The organism is Paenibacillus sp. FW101-FHT12H11, assembly GCF_058790355.1.
Window position 1 is genome coordinate 1,077,628 of sequence record NZ_JBYTCO010000001.1, and the last position, 17,083, is coordinate 1,094,710.

Here is a 17,083-nt window from a genome sequence, read left to right on the forward strand (position 1 = left end):
TATTATGAACCCAAAGCAGGCAAATAAATGACTAATATAATAGCAAGATCTATTCCATCAATGGTACACCTAATATTAACATTACTATATTTTAAATATTTATTTGGATCTAATGGAGAGTATTTAGATTCAAGAGTATCTTATGGATTTATAGTGTTATTTCTAACAAATACCATTAGCAGTTTGATTGTTTCACTTGGTCAGTGGAGGCAGTTGTTAATTTCTTTAATGTCTTTCACTATCTTTTATGTACTCTATCTGTTTTACATGCTAGCAACTGGTGATCCTAATCGTGGTGTTGATGATAATCCTGCAAATGGTTTAGTGTTAATTGGACTCGGAATCCCGTATTCATTAATAAGTCTTTTTATTGGAACAGTTCTAGGAATAATAATAATTAAATTAAAAAAGCAAGTTCATAATATTTACATGCAGAGGAGAGAGACAAATGACTGAGAGCATAGAAACAGATATATATATTCGTAATGAACGAGAGGCGGAGATTGCGCAACGTTCTGATCGATTAGCAGCCATCTTCGCGAGTCGTGCGGCACATCATGATACAGAGGGAAGCTTCCCGTTCGCTAATTTCGCGGATCTTCGTGAATCAGGCTACTTGCAGTTGACAATACCGCGAGCTTACGGCGGAGAGGAAGCATCGCTGTACGAATTGGTACTTGCCCAGGAACGACTCGCGCGAGGCGACGGGTCAACAACGCTTGCTGTGGGCTGGCACGTTGGTTTGATGCACCAGCTACGCTTTACGAATGCTTGGCCGGAAACGTTGTATGCACGTTTTTGCCGAGAGTCGGTGGAAACAGGTGCGTTAATTAATAATTTGGCGACGGAAAGGGCAACAGGGAGTCCGAGTCGGGGGGGAAGACCGGAAACGAAGGCCGTTGCCACAGAAGGCGGATGGCTGATCAGTGGACGCAAAACCTACAGTACTTTGAGTCCTATACTCACATGTTTTACTGTTTCGGCAGCGATTGAGGGCACGGAGGAAACAGGGGATTTTTTTGTACGTTCCGGATCTGGCGTACGTATAGAAGAAACATGGAACACACTTGGTATGCGTGCTACGGGGAGCCACGATGTGGTGCTTGAAGACGTATTCGTGCCAGATGATCAGCTTATTCATCGTTCGGGAGCACCACGCAAGGAGCGCAAACCCGACGAAGGTGGGTGGCTATTGCATATTCCCGCTTGTTATATTGGGATTGCGCATGCGGCTAGAAGCTTTGCGATTAACTATGCACAGCACTATCGACCGAACAGCCTGAATACACCGATAGCTGAATTACCGAATATTCGACGTCAAATCGGCGAAATGGAAATCGCACTTGTAACGGCGCGCACGGTGCTTTACTCGGTTGCCGATCGCTGGGACCGGGAACCTGAACGGCGCAAAGCGCTAAAACCGGAGCTGGGCTTGGCCAAACATGTGGCCACGAATCATGCGATCTCGATTGTAGATACAGCGATGCGCATCGTTGGTGCTGCGAGTTTGTCACGCACTTTACCATTGGAGCGGATGTACCGCGACGTGCGTGCAGGGCTGCATAATCCGCCGATGGACGACATTGTGGTTAACGGATTGGCACAGAGAGCTTTGGATGAGGTGAAACTTACGAATTCATAAAAGCCGATGGCAAGGGGATGTAAATTAAGCCAACCTTCTTCAACTCCATTGCCAAATCGTCAGGAGGTTATCCGATGAAGGAATCAATTTTTAATTATGATGATGTCTTGAATATGCTGGACACGTTGATAAAAGAACAATCACGTTTCAATTGGGACAACTTTTATTCTGACAAGGAAAAGGAAGTCCCTTTTTTTGTGAATTTACCTGATGAAAATTTAGTCCAGTATTTTAATCGAGGATATTTAAAGTCAGGAAAGGTGTTGGAACTAGGTTGTGGTCCTGGGAGGAATGCAATCTATTTTGCTGAACAGGGCTGTAGAGTTGATGCAGTGGACTTATCCCAAGAAGCTCTTGATTGGGCAAAGCAGCGTGCTGAGGATAAAAATGTCTCAGTTAATTTTATAAAGCAAAATATATTTGAATTAGATATTGAAGAAGGAATATATGACATAATTTACGACTCGGGTTGTTTTCACCATATCGCACCTCATCGAAGGATGAGTTATCTAAAATTGTTGAATAGAGCGCTTAAACCAAATGGTTTTTTTGCAATAACTTGCTTTAAGGTTGGTGGGGAACTTGGGGGTTCGGATATATCTGATTGGGAAGTGTATAGACTAAGGAGCCTCAGAGGTGGTTTAGGTTACACGGACGAAAAATTAAGAGAGATATTTAATGCTTTTCAAGTAATCGAATTACGGGATATGCTCGAAATGGAAGCTTCAAGTGCAATGTTTGGTGTTTCAGGTTTACTTACTGCTTTGTTTAAAAAAATAAAATAACTCATTAAGCTTACGGTTAACGTTTAGGGAATAAATGCATATACACCGAATGTATTGCCAAATCAATTGTAAAGAGGTGTTGTTCGTGCAAGTTGATAAGGTTATTTTACCTTCATATTGGGGAGCGGAACTATCACACAAACACATAAAAAATGATAACACCTCAGTTGCCGTGCTTTTCCCAGGACAGAATTACTCATGTGAATTGCCTCTTTTATACTATACGGGTAAATCAGCATATGATGCGGGACATGATCTGTTACTACTTGAGTATGGCTACCAATCTGCAAGACGAGCATTTGAAGAGTCAAACGTCGATAAGGTGATTCAAGAATGCTACAACTCAATAAACCAGGTAATTAACGATTATTTAGATGTTGTTTTTGTAAGCAAGAGCCTTGGAACTTACATTGCTGGAAAAACGGCTGAACTATTTGCAGATAGAAACATAAGACATCTATTTCTAACACCTATCAGATCAACGATACCAATAATTGAGAAATTTGGTGGATTAGTTGTTTGCGGCACAAACGACAGACTTTTTCATGAGAGCGACATTGAACGAATAGATGAATTTCCAAATACAGATGTAATTAGAATAAAAGATGCTAACCATGCATTAGAGGTTAATGATTTACTTCAATCTTTGGAGATAATGAAAACATTAGCGGAGGATTCTAATCGCTTCTTCAAATATAAATAGCGTCTAAGCGACAGCTCTTTTTCAAAGTAACGGGAGTTGAAGCAGGCGCTAGAAATGATTTTAAAATCAATTAAATAGTAGGTTTACTATTAATAATAGGGAGCAGAATGCCGCGGCAACTGCTCCTTCAAATCCCCTTAATAATACGGATTCATCATTAAGAACACGACAACCCCGGTTAAGCTCACATATAACCAGATCGGCATTGTCCAACGGGCAATTCTACGATGTTTATGCAATTGGTTAGTCCAACCCCATACCAGAGTGAACAAGGCAAGTGGCACGATGATGGCGGCAAGAATGCTGTGAGAGATTAGTATGAAAAAATAGATCGGCCTGATAATTCCTTTACCACCGAACAACGCCGTCTCCGAGGACATATAGTGAAATGTTAAGTAGGAGACAAGGAACAACAGGGTAGAAGAGAAGGCAGCTAGAATAAACCCTTTGTGAAGCTTTACGTTCTTCCGTAGGATTGCGATCAAAGCGGCTAGCAGAAAGATGAAGGTGAAGCTGTTCAACACCCCATTGATTCTTGGAAAGATGGTAAGGTCAAAATTTATCTCGCCCTTGTAACCAATCGGTGAGAAGAACAAGAGTAATATAACGATATTTGCGACAAGTGAGATGGTAACAATGGCAGCCGTATAATTTTTGTTGCTAGCTTGCCTTGGTACATGGTTATTATTGCTCATTTAATCAAAAATCTCCTTTCGTACCACATGGTAATGGCTTCATTATAAGCCGTTTTGTCGAAGTATAATCAGCCTTAGATGTCAAAATAGCGAAATCTTATTGACGATTTATAGTCTTCAAAAGGTATTGAAGTAAGGATGTTGCTAAATGGCAAAAATAAGGTTAGAATATGCACTATTAAAAATTTTAATGCGATATTATTTTTTTTAAGGTGTGTGGTGTGATTGGAACATATAAACGATGAACTTGGATCTTTAAAGCAAATTATCAAAGGAATTGCAGCTCAATTCGGGGATAAATGCGAAGTTGTCCTTCATGATTTGACTGGTGATTATGAGCATACAATTGTAGGTATCGAGAACTCCCACATTACTGGAAGAAGAATTGGTGATTGTGGGAGCAATTTGGGGCTGGAAGTTTTGAGAGGTTCTGACAAAGACGGTGATCGCTATAACTATATCACGCAAACGAAAGATGGAAAAATTCTTCGATCATCGTCTATTTACCTCAAAAATAATAATGAGGAGATTATCGGAGCTATTTGCATAAATATGGATATCTCTGATTTAATTATGGCTGAAAAAGCACTTAAATCGATCACGATGCACAGCATAGAACAAGAAACGGAAGAAGTATTCGTTAATGATGTGAGTGATTTACTGGATTATTTGCTTCAGCAATGCCATAACGAGATAGGAATACCCGTTTCCCATATGGGGAAAGAGGACAAGAAGAAAGCAGTCCAATTTCTCGATAGACGAGGAGCATTTCTAATTAAGAAAGCTGGAGATAAGGTGTGCCAGTTTCTGGATATCTCTAAATTTACTCTCTATAGCTTACTGGATGAAGTCCGCGTGAAATAAATTGTGCGAAAGCATATGAATAAAAAAACCAATCAACTTACTTATGTTGGTTGGTTTTTTTGCATTAATCTAAAAACAAATAGAATGAAATCTAACATGTTTTTGGCGGGTACATGAAACGTCGCATTTGATGCGGCTTTTTTGGCATATTGACTTGTGTAGAGCACGCAATCGCTTGAGTGTTTTCTCCCTGTTCCTCAGGCGTAAATGGTTGATGAACTTAACGCTAGGATGAGGTTACGCCTTCACCAACTGTCTCAGTAATAGCGTTCTCCACCCTAAAAATTCGCTCCTACCGGGCTGTTAACAAGCCAAACTACGGAGGAGGAATTAACTCCTCTAGTCAAAAATCAGATGAGAGGAACAAGATGACATTTGGGCAGGATACTTCCAATATGTGTTAAGATATTAATGACACTTCGGTATGAGAGAGTGTAAGAGCATGGCTGCATGTGCACGAGGATTTTATAAAAAAAATTTCCCCTATGTCGATTTCACCATTGTTTATTCGTTGTACTCTTAGAAAGACAAAATTTTAGTGAATCAGTTAAAGGAGAGATGGACAATGACAAGAACAATTTCTAAAGGACGACTATGGACGGCGAGAGTGATGAGCGGAATAGCCATTTTATTTATGTTGCTTGACAGTATCATGAAATTATTTAAACCTTCATTTGTTGTCGATTCTGTCAATTCGCTTGGTTTCCAGGAGCATCATATTTATGTGATGGGCATACTCGGACTTCTTTCAACCGTTCTTTATTTGGTGCCACGTACAACGATCCTGGGTGCTATACTGTTGACCGGTTATTTTGGAGGTGTAATGGCGACTCAGATTCGTTTAGATGCTCCGCTTTTTTCCACGACTCTATTTCCTGTCTATCTCGCAGTGCTGGTTTGGGGAGGTCTTTGGTTGAGGAATGAGCAAGTACGCAAGATCTTTTCCATGCAACAATAGTGTGGGCGGGGCAAAAGAGGAACATGGTTACATGAAAAGTCGCAGGTAATGCGGCTTTTTCATTTTAAATTAGGGCAGATTTTATAAGAAACTAATGGAGGTTATGCAGATGGAATTGAAACCGGAATGGGTTAATAAATATTTGATCCCCGATGAACGGAAAACGATGCGTAATCTGGCTGTAAATTCATATTCACAAGAGGCGTTAAAGAAGCTTGCAGACCAGGAGTTCACCGAAGAATCGCACCTTCAATATACTCTGTTTCGAGCAGAGCTCAAAAGGCTTGTGGCAGCAGATGCCGATCCAGGTAGCTTGGAAGCGCAGAATCTGGCACGGTCCTTAACGGAACTAAATGCACAACGATCGCAGGGAGACCCAGATATCCTTAAAGGAATGGAACAGGCCTGGCATAGCTTTAACGCGCTTCCTAGCGATAAGAAGCCGCAGATTTACACGCTGTCTATGGAAGAGAGGGATTTTATTAAACAGGTGTTTATCATCATGTACAAGCAATCCGCCGAATAATGAGAGGGGGAGGAAAGTTTGAAAGTTAAATATCGAATCAAAGATAGTGATCTTATAACGAAGCTTCATAAAGAATACGGGATACAAGTTGAAAGCGTTAACTTCATACCTATGGGGGATTCAGCTTACTCTTATTGGTTGAAATGCACAAACGGGGAACGATACTTTCTGAAATTATTTGACCATCATAATGACAAACAAAGAAGTAGTGTTGAGCGCCTTCCATACTACTTACCATTAACTTGGCAAATGTATCATCAAGGACTTTTTCCGAACATCGCATATCCTATTAAGAATCAGAGTGGCGGTTTTAAAACGACTTTCATTGACATCACGGTAGTCTTGTTTAACTTTATTGAAGGGCAGACATTGGCGGAATCATATCCGTTTTCAAAGGAAATTTTTGAAACCATTGCTACATCGGTGGCATTGTTTTGGCAAAGAAAGAACAGGTTATTGTCTTGTTGAATCTCGTGCGTAAACTTCGTGGCACAGCCATAGCTGATACAAAAGTGAAAGTACTGTGCCACGGTGATATTTGGGGAGGGAATTTGATCCGTTGTGAGTACGGTTTGTATTTTATTGACTGGGAATCAGCGATGATTGCGCCTCCGGAATTTGATTTGGTAGGCTATATAGGTGAGGAATTCGGTGTTTTTTTCTCTACGTATGAAAAGCATACAGGTACAACTGTGACGATTAATCCTGATTTATTACGCTTTTACGCTTATCGTCACCATCTCCGGAATCTAACCACTTGGTTAATGAATATTCTGTATCGCAACACGGAAGAGGCGCAGAATGAAAATGATCTGGAAATGATTCTTTATCATTGCATGAACCATTGGGATAGTATCGAACCAAGGGTTAGGGCTGTGGAGGCTTGGTTGGGGAAACGAAACGAATGAAACTTTTTCCAATTTATTCACTATAAAGATATAAAAGGATAATTGGAGGCGTGTATGAAGAAATATACAATTGGGTTTATTTGTGGGTTTGTATTATCCATAGCCACGGCTGCCTATGCATCAGATACATTAGACAATCTTCTCTTTCACGGGCGGATAGTGATCAATGGGTTGCCCAAGACACTGGATAGCCAAGAATACTCAACTTTGATGTACAATGGACACGTTTATGTGCCTATACGCTATGTGGCAGAGAACATGTCGGCAAATGTTGAATATGAAAATGCGACGCAAACGGTTACCATTCAGCAAACGAGCGTAAAGTTCGACGACGAGGTCATGGCACCAGTCCCGACGGTTTTGTTTGGGTCCGATAAGAAGGAAATCCCCACATTGCAGGGAAGTACCTGTTGGCAGGTGGTGTGCATAAATAGCTTGCTTCCAGATCAGCTTCTTAAGGTTCATCGTTATAATTCGGTCGGAGCCTATCCGAATGCCAAGCTTGTCGTCAAATACCCGAGGGCACTAGAACCACAAAATATATGGATTTCTGACTATAAAAGTAAGCAACGCTTAACGTCAGAAGTAGACGGGTCTTTTCGCCTTCCAGAAGAACCTGGAGTGTATACGTTGGAACTAGGCTCAAATTGGAATGAAGTAGGTAATACAATGTATTATTTTCAGGTAGAGGTGAAAGACAACAGAGAACTGGACGAAGCAAAGATCCGGGAGTTCCGGAGGTACCACATTGATACCGAAAGTGAGCTTGAACAAATGCCAATCCGGTATTTAGGTGAAGTAGACGGGGCAAGAGTTTACGAGGTGCCGCCAGTTGCCAGTAATATTATTGGGAGCCCGTTCTATAATTACAACGGATATGTTTTCTCTGATAAAAGCCTTTCTTCGATCATCGGAATTAAAGATGGACGATTGTATACGTTTGTTGCGCTTTTAAATATAGAAAAAGTGAATGTCAACAAGTTGTATGATCTTATGCCGGTTGAGCTGAGAGTCAAGAAACCTGAATAATTATTACATAACTGATAATGAACTTATTTGAAGGTCACGCAGATCGGGGAGAATCATCCATGGCAACACCACACCCATTCGTCTCAACGCACCAAGGACTTATGAAACCCCTCAGGGTTGTGTATCATCAAACAATCTTCACCAAATCGGTGAGGATTGTTTGACGTTACACAACCCAATATCTAAACATCTAAAAATTTTATCCATTTTTGCAATTTTGCTGGCTGCAAGAGTGACAAGGAGTCATTATAATAGGGGGAAGCCAATGTCTGTTATTGCGGGAAGAGGAAACAGCTATGATGAAGCATACCAATGTGCTCCAATACATCAATCAGCACTTCAAAGTGAAGCTAATATTGTCGCTTTCGGTTATTATTACGATTTGCTCGCTCGTCACCGGCTATATATCGTACAAAATGAATTTGAACTTGTTCGAAAGTGAGATCAGCAAGCAGTACTTGAAAACGAGCGAGCAAACGATTGAACAGATCGGCTCCAAAATACAGGATATTTACCGCATCACGGACTTCGTGATTTTCAATTCTTATGTCGAACGCATTGTGCAAAATATGCACGCCGAACCGGCACCCGGAGAAAGTGTCGAGTATCGCAACTTCATGCTGGAGCGGAACCTTGAGAACGTTCTGCTGCCGCTCAAGAATGAAACGACGCACATTCGTGCCGTCTACATCGTTGATTTGCAAGGCTACAACATGTATTTCAGCCAGGCGAACCCATCCATTCAGCTTCAGTTCCCGGATTTTTACGAGCGAGTTAAAAAGGGGATGAACAATGCTTCAGCAGAAATCGTCTGGCAGCGGATGAATATTCCCGATTTCTACGAGCCGACCGGGGAGAAGAGCAGTCTCGTCGCTGCGCGTTGGCTGAAGTCGACCGAGCAGCAGACGGTATACGGCATGCTGATCCTCGTTATTGACGAACAATACTTCGGCAGTTTGTTAGATCCGCTCATGGCGGGACAAACAGCCGGAGCGTATATTTACGATAAATACGATCGACTGTTGTATAGCCGGGAACCCGAAGGCAGTCCCGGTTTCGATCCCGCCCCGGGCAAGGGGCCGGGCAGCTTCATTGAGCATCGCGGCGGCAACGATTATTTGTTCGTAAAAAGCATCTACGAACCTCGTTCGTTGAAGCTGGTCAGCGGCATTTCGCTCGTTGATATTAAGGACAAGGGGCGCACGGTCTATCACTTGGCTCTTGCATTCGGGCTTGTCAGTATCGTGTTGATGGCGGTAAGCGTGTCGTTTTTTAGCGGCAAAATGCTGAAGCCTCTGCATGTGCTCGTGAGGGCGATGCAGCGGGTGCGCGAAGGCAACCTACGGACGGTCCTCCCACGTACGTCCAATGATGAGTTTGCTTTTCTTACTGATAGCTTTAATAAAATGGTCGCTGATATTCAGTCGCTCATTCAGGAAGTATACGTCAGTAAACTGAGCGAGCAGGAAGCCGAGCTCAAGGCTTTGCAGGCGCAGTTGAATCCACATTTTTTGCACAATGCGCTCAATTCGATTTATTGGAAAATCATGCTGCTCTACGACGATGAGGAAACGGCGGCGCTCGTCACCAGCTTGTCGGATCTGCTGCGCTACTCGCTCGCTCCCGTATCGACGTCAAGTACTCTGCGAGACGAGCTTGCGCAAATCCGCAACTATATCAGGATTCAGGAAGCGCGGCATGGCGATGAGTTACATGTCAGTATCGAAGCTCCGGAGGAGCTATTAGGCTGCCGTATGCAGCGGTTGCTGCTGCAGCCTCTTGTCGAGAACGTATTCGTTCATGCGTTTTTGGATCAAACAGCGAGCAAGCGGCTCGCGATTCGTGTCAGCCGCAGGGAGACCGAAATGTGGGTTGAAATTGAGGATAACGGACACGGGATTTCTCCTGAAATGATTCATCAATTGCTCGACGACCGGACCTTGTACGACGAGAGAGGTGAGCGGGAACGGCTCGGAGTGCGCAACGTGCTGCGGCGTATTTACTTGGTGCACGGCGAGTCGTATGGAATGGATATTCGGCGGTTGGCGCAAGGGACGCTCATTCAAGTCAAACTACCCTATGAAATGGAGTACACAGAGGAAAGGAGGATGGTTCCTGATGCGCATTTTGTTAGTTGAAGATGAACCTTTATTTCGCAAAGGCCTCGCCAAGATGATCGCAGGCAGCGAAGCGAGCTGGGAAGTTTGCGGCGAGGCGGAGAACGGCTTGGTGGCGGAGAGTCTCATCGCCGAGCTTCAACCTGATCTCGTCGTTACCGATATTCGGATGCCGGTCATGGATGGTCTGGAACTACTGAGAAGCACGAAGGCCGTCTTCCCGGACATCGAGTTCATTGTCATTACGGGGTTTCAAGATTTTCATTACGCGCAAACAGCGCTTCGCAGCGGTGCGCTCGATTTGCTCGTCAAGCCGTGCAGCAAACCTGACATGCATGAAGCCCTTTCTAAGGCAGATGAATTTGTGCAAAAGAAGCAGATGGCCGCACGCAAGGAGGCGAGTGAGCGTCAGCTCCTGCAGGAAAACGCGCTGCGCGCCGTGTTCCTGCGTTTTCCGTATCGCCAAGAAGCGGTTCCCGAGTTGGAAAGGGAGCTGCGCTGCAGCAGGTTGTTCGTGTTGCATGTTGCCGATTTTCTCCCTGATGATCGTGGGTATATGAAAAGAGATGTGCCGCTGTTGCAATACGCTGTCCTTAACATTATAGGTGAGCTTCTAGATGTGTATGAAACTTGGGGCAGGCTGCTGTTAATCGAAGCCGGACGCTTCGCCTTGCTCCTGCCTGCCGAAGCTAGTGCTGAGGAAGAGCGGCTTCTGGACGCAGCTTGCAGAACGGTGCGGCAACTGCTCGGTCTGTCGGTCCTCGTACATGGTGCCGGGCATGTTCGCAGTCTCAGCGAGCTCGCCGACTTATACGAGGCGGCACTGGCAGAGAGTGCGCAGAGCCACGTCTCTGTAAATCATGGCGGCAAGCCGGAAGTTGAGCTGCCGGTCAACCGCATCCGGCAGCAGCTCATTGGCGCTCAGGCAGCGGCATTAATTATGGCTGGACAAGCGGAAGCACTGCAGCATTACTTGGATGAGCTGATAAAAGAAATGAGAGCTATAGATGCAGAAGCCCTGCCGATTGAGGCAATGTCGCTCAGCTTCGCCCTGCAGGACGTGGCACGTAAGCAGTTGGAGCGGGAGTATGACGCTCGCGCTTTGACGGAGCGTATCGGAAAGCTGAACGAATGCCGCAGTGGAAACGAAGTGTGCGCTTGGATGAAGGCGGAGACGGAGCGGTTTATGCAGGATTATCTGGAATGGCAAAACCGTTACAGCTCTAACGCAGTGTTGCGGGCGGTCCGTTACATCGAAGAGCGCTATGCTGAGCAGCTATCGTTACAGCAGGTCGCCTCGCACGTTCATTTGAACGCCGCTTATTTCAGTCATCTGTTTAAGAAAGAGACCGGCCGAAGCTTCGTCAATTTCCTAATTGACGTGCGTATGGACAAAGCGAAGCTGCTGCTGTCCAATACGAATCTAAACGTTACGGAAGTTTCGGGTAGAGTTGGATACGATTTACCCAATTATTTCGCTAAATTGTTTAAAATAAACACCGGCTTATCGCCAAAGGAATACCGCAAGCACATTACCATATAAGGGGGAGCCGAGATGCTGCATGTGCTGAAGCGTGCGGCCATGCCGCTGCTGGCGGCTGGTGCGCTGATTGTTGCCACAGCTGGTTGCTCGGCCAGCCCGAGCTATTACCGTGCCGAAGACGCGCCGAAAACTTCGACGAAAGAAAAAATCACGGTGACCATCTATGACCGTGGCAATATCCCGTCCAGCGAAGGGACGATTGAAACTAACAAAATAACAAAGTGGATTAACGAAACCGGAGAGGTGGAAGCGAGATTCGTGGCTGTACCGCGATCTCAGTCGGAACAGAAGCTGAACGCGCTGTTCGCTTCGGGGGAAGCGCCGGACCTTATTTTGGAGTATGCGCCGCAAATTAAAAATACGTTGATCGACCGCAAACTGTTGCGACCGATCGACGACATGATTGAGAAGTACAGTACGACCTATAACGAACTGTTGAGCAAGTACCCGGTACTGCGCAAAGCGGGCACTGGAGCGGATGGGAAATTATACCAATTCGGGCGCATTAACGAGACAATTCCGACAAGAGGAATCTTCATACGCGCAGATTGGCTGAAAAAGCTTCATCTGGCTGTCCCCACGACGACAGATGAGCTTTACGAAGTGGCTAAAGCGTTCACGGAGCAGGACCCCGATGGAAACGGCAAAAATGATACGTACGGTATTGCTTTACCCTATAACTCGGGTTATGTCCTAAGCGAAATGTTTGGCGTCACGTACCCGGACTTCGTCGTCAAGGATGGCCAGCTCGTGCATGGATGGGATAATATCGAGGCGTTAATAGCGTTCAAGCGGAAGTTGTTCAGCGAGGGGCTGGTGGATCGGAACTTTTTGAGTGACAAGAACGGCGCACGGGCGAAGCAGGATTTTCTAAACAATCGAATTGGCATCTACATGGATCAATTCAACGTGCCCATCACTTTCTATACGGACACTTACGCGCCTCTGAAGCGGAACGTGCCGAATGCCGAGCTGACGGTCATCCCCTATCCGTCGACACCGGTGGGGAGGTTTAACTCAGTTTTCGTCAATCCGATTCAAATGACAGCAGTCGTCAATGCCGACACGAAGCATCCAGAAGCGGTGATGAAGTACGTCGACTTCGCTTCCTCTGATAATTTTATGAAGACGATGTACTATGGTTTTGAAGGCGTCCACAGTAGGACTGAGCCGGGTAAATGCCCGGTTGTGACGGATCTGGACAAATGGAGGACGGAATTCAATTATGCCACCGGTGATTTCGCGATGTTAGCTTCACCAATCTTGGCCGGCAATTGCTATTACGCCACCGAGAAGCTGGATATGCACGATCCGCTTCAGCGGGAAGTCAAGAATATGTTCGAACTGAACTCGGAGTACGTCGATTTTTCCCTGCCAATCGCCGGTCCGACGAACGCCGAGCAAATGCCGCAGCTGCCCAAGGAGCTGCAGGCGATTTTGAATGCTACGAAAAATCAGGTCGATGTGGATACAGGCGATATCTGGATCAAGGCGATTGTAACGCCGGACTACACGCCGGAGCAGGCGAAACGGGATGCCATTGCAGCGTGGGAGCAGGCCGGGGGCAAGCAAGTTGATGATTGGTACCGGGACTTTTACGCGCACGACAGAGACAGCATCATCTTGACGAAAGACATTTATAGCATTTTTAAGGAGCAGCGTGTCGCACAGGGAAAATAAATGAACTGGAATCAGAGCAGCAGCTCGGAAGCCTTCGCTTTCGGGCTGCTGCTCTTTTGTATTCCTATCAAGCGAACTAAAGATTTTATCCAGATTCCCATAATTCCTAGATGTTGCGGGGGTGCGTAAGGATTAAACTGGTCAAGACAAAACAAAAGTGGAGGTGATAGCTGTGCTTAGTTATTTGAACAAGAAGAAATATTTGTATTTGCTGTTGCTGCCTTGCGTCGTTTACTTCCTCGTATTCAATTATGTGCCGATGTACGGCGTGCTAATGGCCTTCAAAGATTTTGATTTTTCCAAGGGGATTATCCATAGTCCATGGGTCGGGTTCGACAATTTTAAGTATATGTTCGGACTTAGCGATTTTTACAAAGTGTTCTGGAACTCCTTTTATTTAGGCGTCCTGCGGATCGTATTTGGTTTCCCGCTGCCAATCATTTTGGCCTTGCTGCTGAACGAGATGCGCAATATGGCGTACCAGCGTCTGACGCAGACCATCATTTACCTCCCGCATTTCATCTCTTGGGTGGTGATCGGCGGTATTCTCGTTAACTTCTTGTCTCCGGCATGGGGGCTCGTCAACATTTTTCTGAAGCAGCTGGGTATCGATCCGGTGTTTTTTCTCGCCGATCCGCATTATTTCCGCCCCGTCGTCGTGCTCAGTAGCATCTGGAAGGAATCCGGATGGGGCAGCATCATCTATTTGGCGGCGATTGCCGGTATCAACTCGGAGTTGTACGAATCAGCCAGCATCGACGGCGCGAGCCGGTTGCAAAAGATATGGTACGTGACGCTGCCAGGCATCAAGTCAACGATTGTCATTTTGCTGATCTTGCGGCTTGGGCAAGTGATGAACAACGGTTTTGAACAAATATTCGTGCTGCAAAACCCAATGAACCTGAATGTGTCTGAAGTGTTTGAGACGTATGCGTACCGGGTCGGCATTCTCGGCGGAAGGTTCTCGTTCGGTACAACTGTCGGACTCTTCACGTCTGTGATCGGGCTCATCTTCCTGCTCGCCGGTAACCGTATCGCCAAGTGGCTGAAGGAGGACGGTATATGGTAATCCGTGCTGCAGATCGACGAGGAGGGTGCTTATGATGAAAATCCGATCGATTGGCGATAAATCGTTCGATGCCATCAACTATTTGTTCGTTACATTGTTCTCTCTAGCTTGTTTGTTCCCGTTTATTTATGTAGCTTCGTTCTCCGTTACGCCTTATTCCGAATATTTGGAAAATCCGATGAAGCTCATCCCGAGCCATATTGAGTTCGGTGCGTACAAGCAAATTTTGCACATGCCTTTGATGTGGACCGGTTACAGGAACACGATCTTAATTACGCTCATCGGCGTGGCGATAAACATCGTTTTGATGCTAGTCTCCGCTTATCCGCTGTCCAAAACGGATCTGAAAGGCCGAAATGCTGTGCTTATGCTCATCACGTTCACGATGTTTTTTAACGGTGGGCTTATCCCGAACTTTTATCTGGTGAAATCGTTGCATCTGTACAACACGCTGTGGAGCTTGATTTTGCCCGGAGTACTCAGCGCTTACAATCTTATTTTGATGAAAAATTTCGTCGCCGCCATCCCGCCTAGCCTGGAGGAGGCAGCGTTCATCGACGGCGCCAACGAGCTGAAAGTGTTATCGCGAATCATCGTGCCCCTGTCGAAGCCGGCCATCGCTACGTTCGTCATTTTTCACGCGGTGACGCAGTGGAACACGTTTTTCCCAGCGGTTATGTATACGTCCAAGCGGGATTTGTGGCCTTTAATGCTTATTTTGCGCGATTTGGTCGTGGACGACGGCGGGCTCGCCAAGGATGCGATGGACGCCAGCAGCGCCGGCGTGACTGTTTTTACGATCAAGATGGCGATTATTATTTTCGCGTCGCTGCCGATTTTGCTCGTGTATCCGTTCCTGCAGCGGTTTTTCATGCAAGGTCTGCTCGTCGGCTCCATTAAGGGGTAGAAGGGCGTGGACCGGCAATGCTTTTCGATTATAGCTGTATTCTCATGCAGTTGTAATATAACTTTCTACGAAGGAGTCTTGGAAAATGAAAATGAAGCATAAACGCAAATTTAGCGCCTTCGTCAGCGTGTCGCTACTGGCGGCCGTCGTCGCAGGCTGCGGCCCGAACTCGGAAACGTCAAGCAGCAGCGGGGGCGCATCGTCTGGCACCAATGAGCCGGTCAGCATCAGCATGTTCAATAGGGTCAATGCGCAGATCGTCGTTGACAATAACCCGGTTATCGCCGAAGTGAACAAGTTGGCTAACGTCAAGCTTTCGGTGGAAGCACCACCGATCAACAATTACAACGACAAGTTGCAGGTTCTCATGGCTTCCGGTGATCTGCCGGATCTAGTCTACAATTGGGGCGGCGCCGATTCCAACATGGAAACGTGGATTAAGAACGGTTTGCTCACCCCGCTCGACGACAAAATTGCTCAATATCCGAACCTGACGAAAAACATCACGAAAGAAATGTGGGATAGTGTTAAATCGGTAAACGACGGCAAAATTTACATTGTTCCACGTACGAACGTCGTCAATCACTGGGGGTATATGATTAACCAGACGTGGTTGGATAAGCTGAATTTGAAAGCGCCGACAACGATCGACGAGTTTACGAACGTGTGTAAGGCGTTTACGCTGGGCGATCCCGACGGCAACGGCAAGGCGGATACGTATTGTGTCAGCTTCTCCAACCCGACGCTCGGCGGCAATACGATTTGGAACTCGTCCAACTTCCTGACCTCCGCTTTCAACTTACCGATCCAGAACGGATCGAAGGATACGGACGGCAATTACAAAATCCGAGAGAAAATGTCCGGTTACATCCCTTTCCTGACGTATATGAAACAGTTGAACGACGATAAGTTGATCGATCCGGAGTTTCTGGTCAACAAGATTTACGTCGATCAGGATAAATTGAACCAGAACCGCGTCGGTATCAATTACGCTCATCAATATACCGTCATGGGCAACCTGTCCAAAGACAAGGATTCGGATAAGAAGTTTACGTATCATGCCGTTCTGAAAGATAGCAAAGGCGTAGCGAGCGATTGGGTGACACCGGCGACGTGGGGCGGATGGATGATCCCGAAATCGACGAAGCACGTGGATGACGTCTTGAAGTTTTTGGACTGGGGGAATACGGCCGAAGCGAACACATTGTTCCAAATCGGGATCAAAGGCCTTACCTATGACAGTTACGATCCAGCAACGAAAAGTATATCGCGTACCGCCGACGAAACGACGAAACTGGCCAGCACGACGAGTACGTACATGACGCTCGCCAATGCCGTCAATGGAGAACCGGCACTCATCGAGAACGCTGATACACCGGAACGGCTGAATAAATACAAGACGCAGTTTGACGATGCGATGAAGCAGATGACGGTCATCAACGTACCGGCTGTGCGGTCTCCGAAAATTTCAAATTTGAGCAAAACGATTCCCGATCTTATGAAGAAAAAGGACGATCAGGAGATGAAGTACATTCTCGGAACCATTTCATTGCAGCAATTCAAAGATTTCCTGGAAAAGGAATGGTATCCTGCCACTGCTGATGCCGAGAAAGAATACATCGACTATATGAACAAGTTGGGCAAATAAAAGCGACAT

Annotated in this window: 17 protein-coding genes; 16 read left to right on the plus strand and 1 reads right to left on the minus strand. The window is 45.7% G+C overall.

Annotated elements, in window-relative coordinates; translation table 11 throughout:
- Positions 1 to 27 precede the first annotated feature (27 nt).
- The 4 genes from AC3WTJ_RS04510 (at position 28) to AC3WTJ_RS04525 (ending at position 3,130) form a co-directional block, all read left to right on the plus strand.
- The gene (locus AC3WTJ_RS04510) at positions 28 to 456 is read left to right on the plus strand and encodes a hypothetical protein (RefSeq protein ID WP_492520762.1); all 429 of its coding nucleotides are present in this window, start codon (positions 28 to 30) and stop codon (positions 454 to 456) included.
- Positions 449 to 1,642 (plus strand): acyl-CoA dehydrogenase family protein, encoded by a 1,194-nt coding sequence (locus AC3WTJ_RS04515; protein ID WP_492520763.1) that lies wholly within the window; start codon positions 449 to 451, stop codon positions 1,640 to 1,642. The genes AC3WTJ_RS04510 and AC3WTJ_RS04515 overlap by 8 nt, the downstream gene beginning before the upstream one ends.
- Positions 1,643 to 1,716: 74 nt before the next feature.
- Positions 1,717 to 2,427, plus strand: a complete 711-nt coding sequence (locus AC3WTJ_RS04520) for a class I SAM-dependent methyltransferase (RefSeq protein ID WP_492520764.1) — start codon at positions 1,717 to 1,719, stop codon at positions 2,425 to 2,427.
- Positions 2,428 to 2,512: 85 nt separating this feature from the next.
- On the plus strand, positions 2,513 to 3,130 hold the full coding sequence (locus AC3WTJ_RS04525; protein ID WP_492520765.1) for an alpha/beta hydrolase: 618 nt from the start codon (positions 2,513 to 2,515) through the stop codon (positions 3,128 to 3,130).
- A 137-nt stretch (positions 3,131 to 3,267) separates the two neighbouring features.
- On the opposite strand, the gene AC3WTJ_RS04530 is transcribed toward AC3WTJ_RS04525, so the two are convergent.
- Positions 3,268 to 3,825 carry a DUF420 domain-containing protein gene (locus AC3WTJ_RS04530; protein ID WP_492520766.1) on the minus strand — a complete coding sequence of 186 codons (558 nt, stop codon included), beginning with the start codon at positions 3,823 to 3,825 and terminating at the stop codon, positions 3,268 to 3,270.
- Between the two features lie 225 nt (positions 3,826 to 4,050).
- Between AC3WTJ_RS04530 and AC3WTJ_RS04535 the strand changes: the two genes are divergently transcribed.
- From AC3WTJ_RS04535 to AC3WTJ_RS04590, 12 genes are all read left to right on the plus strand, one after another.
- Positions 4,051 to 4,689: a helix-turn-helix transcriptional regulator gene (locus AC3WTJ_RS04535; RefSeq protein ID WP_492520767.1), complete on the plus strand. Its 639-nt coding sequence runs from the start codon at positions 4,051 to 4,053 to the stop codon at positions 4,687 to 4,689.
- Between the two features lie 565 nt (positions 4,690 to 5,254).
- A complete protein-coding gene (locus tag AC3WTJ_RS04540; protein WP_492520768.1) occupies positions 5,255 to 5,647 on the plus strand; it encodes a DoxX family protein in 393 nt (130 codons plus the stop codon).
- 109 nt (positions 5,648 to 5,756) lie between these two features.
- A complete protein-coding gene (locus tag AC3WTJ_RS04545; protein WP_492520769.1) occupies positions 5,757 to 6,173 on the plus strand; it encodes a hypothetical protein in 417 nt (138 codons plus the stop codon).
- Positions 6,174 to 6,191: 18 nt separating this feature from the next.
- Positions 6,192 to 6,641, plus strand: coding sequence for a hypothetical protein (locus AC3WTJ_RS04550; RefSeq protein WP_492520770.1), 450 nt, complete (start codon positions 6,192 to 6,194; stop codon positions 6,639 to 6,641).
- A complete protein-coding gene (locus AC3WTJ_RS04555; protein WP_492520771.1) occupies positions 6,608 to 7,081 on the plus strand; it encodes a phosphotransferase family protein in 474 nt (157 codons plus the stop codon). Before AC3WTJ_RS04550 ends, AC3WTJ_RS04555 begins: the two co-directional genes overlap by 34 nt.
- Before the next feature lie 54 nt (positions 7,082 to 7,135).
- Positions 7,136 to 8,110: a stalk domain-containing protein gene (locus AC3WTJ_RS04560; RefSeq protein WP_492520772.1), complete on the plus strand. Its 975-nt coding sequence runs from the start codon at positions 7,136 to 7,138 to the stop codon at positions 8,108 to 8,110.
- A gap of 296 nt (positions 8,111 to 8,406) precedes the next feature.
- On the plus strand, positions 8,407 to 10,248 hold the full coding sequence (locus tag AC3WTJ_RS04565; RefSeq protein ID WP_492520773.1) for a sensor histidine kinase: 1,842 nt from the start codon (positions 8,407 to 8,409) through the stop codon (positions 10,246 to 10,248).
- Positions 10,229 to 11,770 (plus strand): response regulator transcription factor, encoded by a 1,542-nt coding sequence (locus AC3WTJ_RS04570; RefSeq protein WP_492520774.1) that lies wholly within the window; start codon positions 10,229 to 10,231, stop codon positions 11,768 to 11,770. The genes AC3WTJ_RS04565 and AC3WTJ_RS04570 overlap by 20 nt, the downstream gene beginning before the upstream one ends.
- A gap of 12 nt (positions 11,771 to 11,782) precedes the next feature.
- Positions 11,783 to 13,450, plus strand: a complete 1,668-nt coding sequence (locus AC3WTJ_RS04575; protein WP_492520775.1) for an extracellular solute-binding protein — start codon at positions 11,783 to 11,785, stop codon at positions 13,448 to 13,450.
- A gap of 172 nt (positions 13,451 to 13,622) precedes the next feature.
- Positions 13,623 to 14,519, plus strand: coding sequence for an ABC transporter permease (locus AC3WTJ_RS04580; protein ID WP_246069180.1), 897 nt, complete (start codon positions 13,623 to 13,625; stop codon positions 14,517 to 14,519).
- 31 nt (positions 14,520 to 14,550) lie between these two features.
- Positions 14,551 to 15,426, plus strand: coding sequence for a carbohydrate ABC transporter permease (locus tag AC3WTJ_RS04585; RefSeq protein ID WP_492520776.1), 876 nt, complete (start codon positions 14,551 to 14,553; stop codon positions 15,424 to 15,426).
- Positions 15,427 to 15,511: 85 nt separating this feature from the next.
- Entirely contained in the window at positions 15,512 to 17,074 is a 1,563-nt protein-coding gene (locus AC3WTJ_RS04590) for an extracellular solute-binding protein (RefSeq protein WP_492520777.1), read from the plus strand.
- Positions 17,075 to 17,083: the final 9 nt, after the last annotated feature.

Coding starts and splice junctions, on each gene's coding strand:
- AC3WTJ_RS04510 (WP_492520762.1), top strand. CDS start 28: ATGACTAATATAATAGCAAGATCTATTCCATCAATGGTACACCTAATA.
- AC3WTJ_RS04515 (WP_492520763.1), top strand. CDS start 449: ATGACTGAGAGCATAGAAACAGATATATATATTCGTAATGAACGAGAG.
- AC3WTJ_RS04520 (WP_492520764.1), top strand. CDS start 1,717: ATGAAGGAATCAATTTTTAATTATGATGATGTCTTGAATATGCTGGAC.
- AC3WTJ_RS04530 (WP_492520766.1), bottom strand. CDS start 3,825: ATGAGCAATAATAACCATGTACCAAGGCAAGCTAGCAACAAAAATTAT.
- AC3WTJ_RS04540 (WP_492520768.1), top strand. CDS start 5,255: ATGACAAGAACAATTTCTAAAGGACGACTATGGACGGCGAGAGTGATG.
- AC3WTJ_RS04545 (WP_492520769.1), top strand. CDS start 5,757: ATGGAATTGAAACCGGAATGGGTTAATAAATATTTGATCCCCGATGAA.
- AC3WTJ_RS04560 (WP_492520772.1), top strand. CDS start 7,136: ATGAAGAAATATACAATTGGGTTTATTTGTGGGTTTGTATTATCCATA.
- AC3WTJ_RS04565 (WP_492520773.1), top strand. CDS start 8,407: ATGATGAAGCATACCAATGTGCTCCAATACATCAATCAGCACTTCAAA.
- AC3WTJ_RS04570 (WP_492520774.1), top strand. CDS start 10,229: ATGCGCATTTTGTTAGTTGAAGATGAACCTTTATTTCGCAAAGGCCTC.
- AC3WTJ_RS04575 (WP_492520775.1), top strand. CDS start 11,783: ATGCTGCATGTGCTGAAGCGTGCGGCCATGCCGCTGCTGGCGGCTGGT.
- AC3WTJ_RS04585 (WP_492520776.1), top strand. CDS start 14,551: ATGATGAAAATCCGATCGATTGGCGATAAATCGTTCGATGCCATCAAC.
- AC3WTJ_RS04590 (WP_492520777.1), top strand. CDS start 15,512: ATGAAAATGAAGCATAAACGCAAATTTAGCGCCTTCGTCAGCGTGTCG.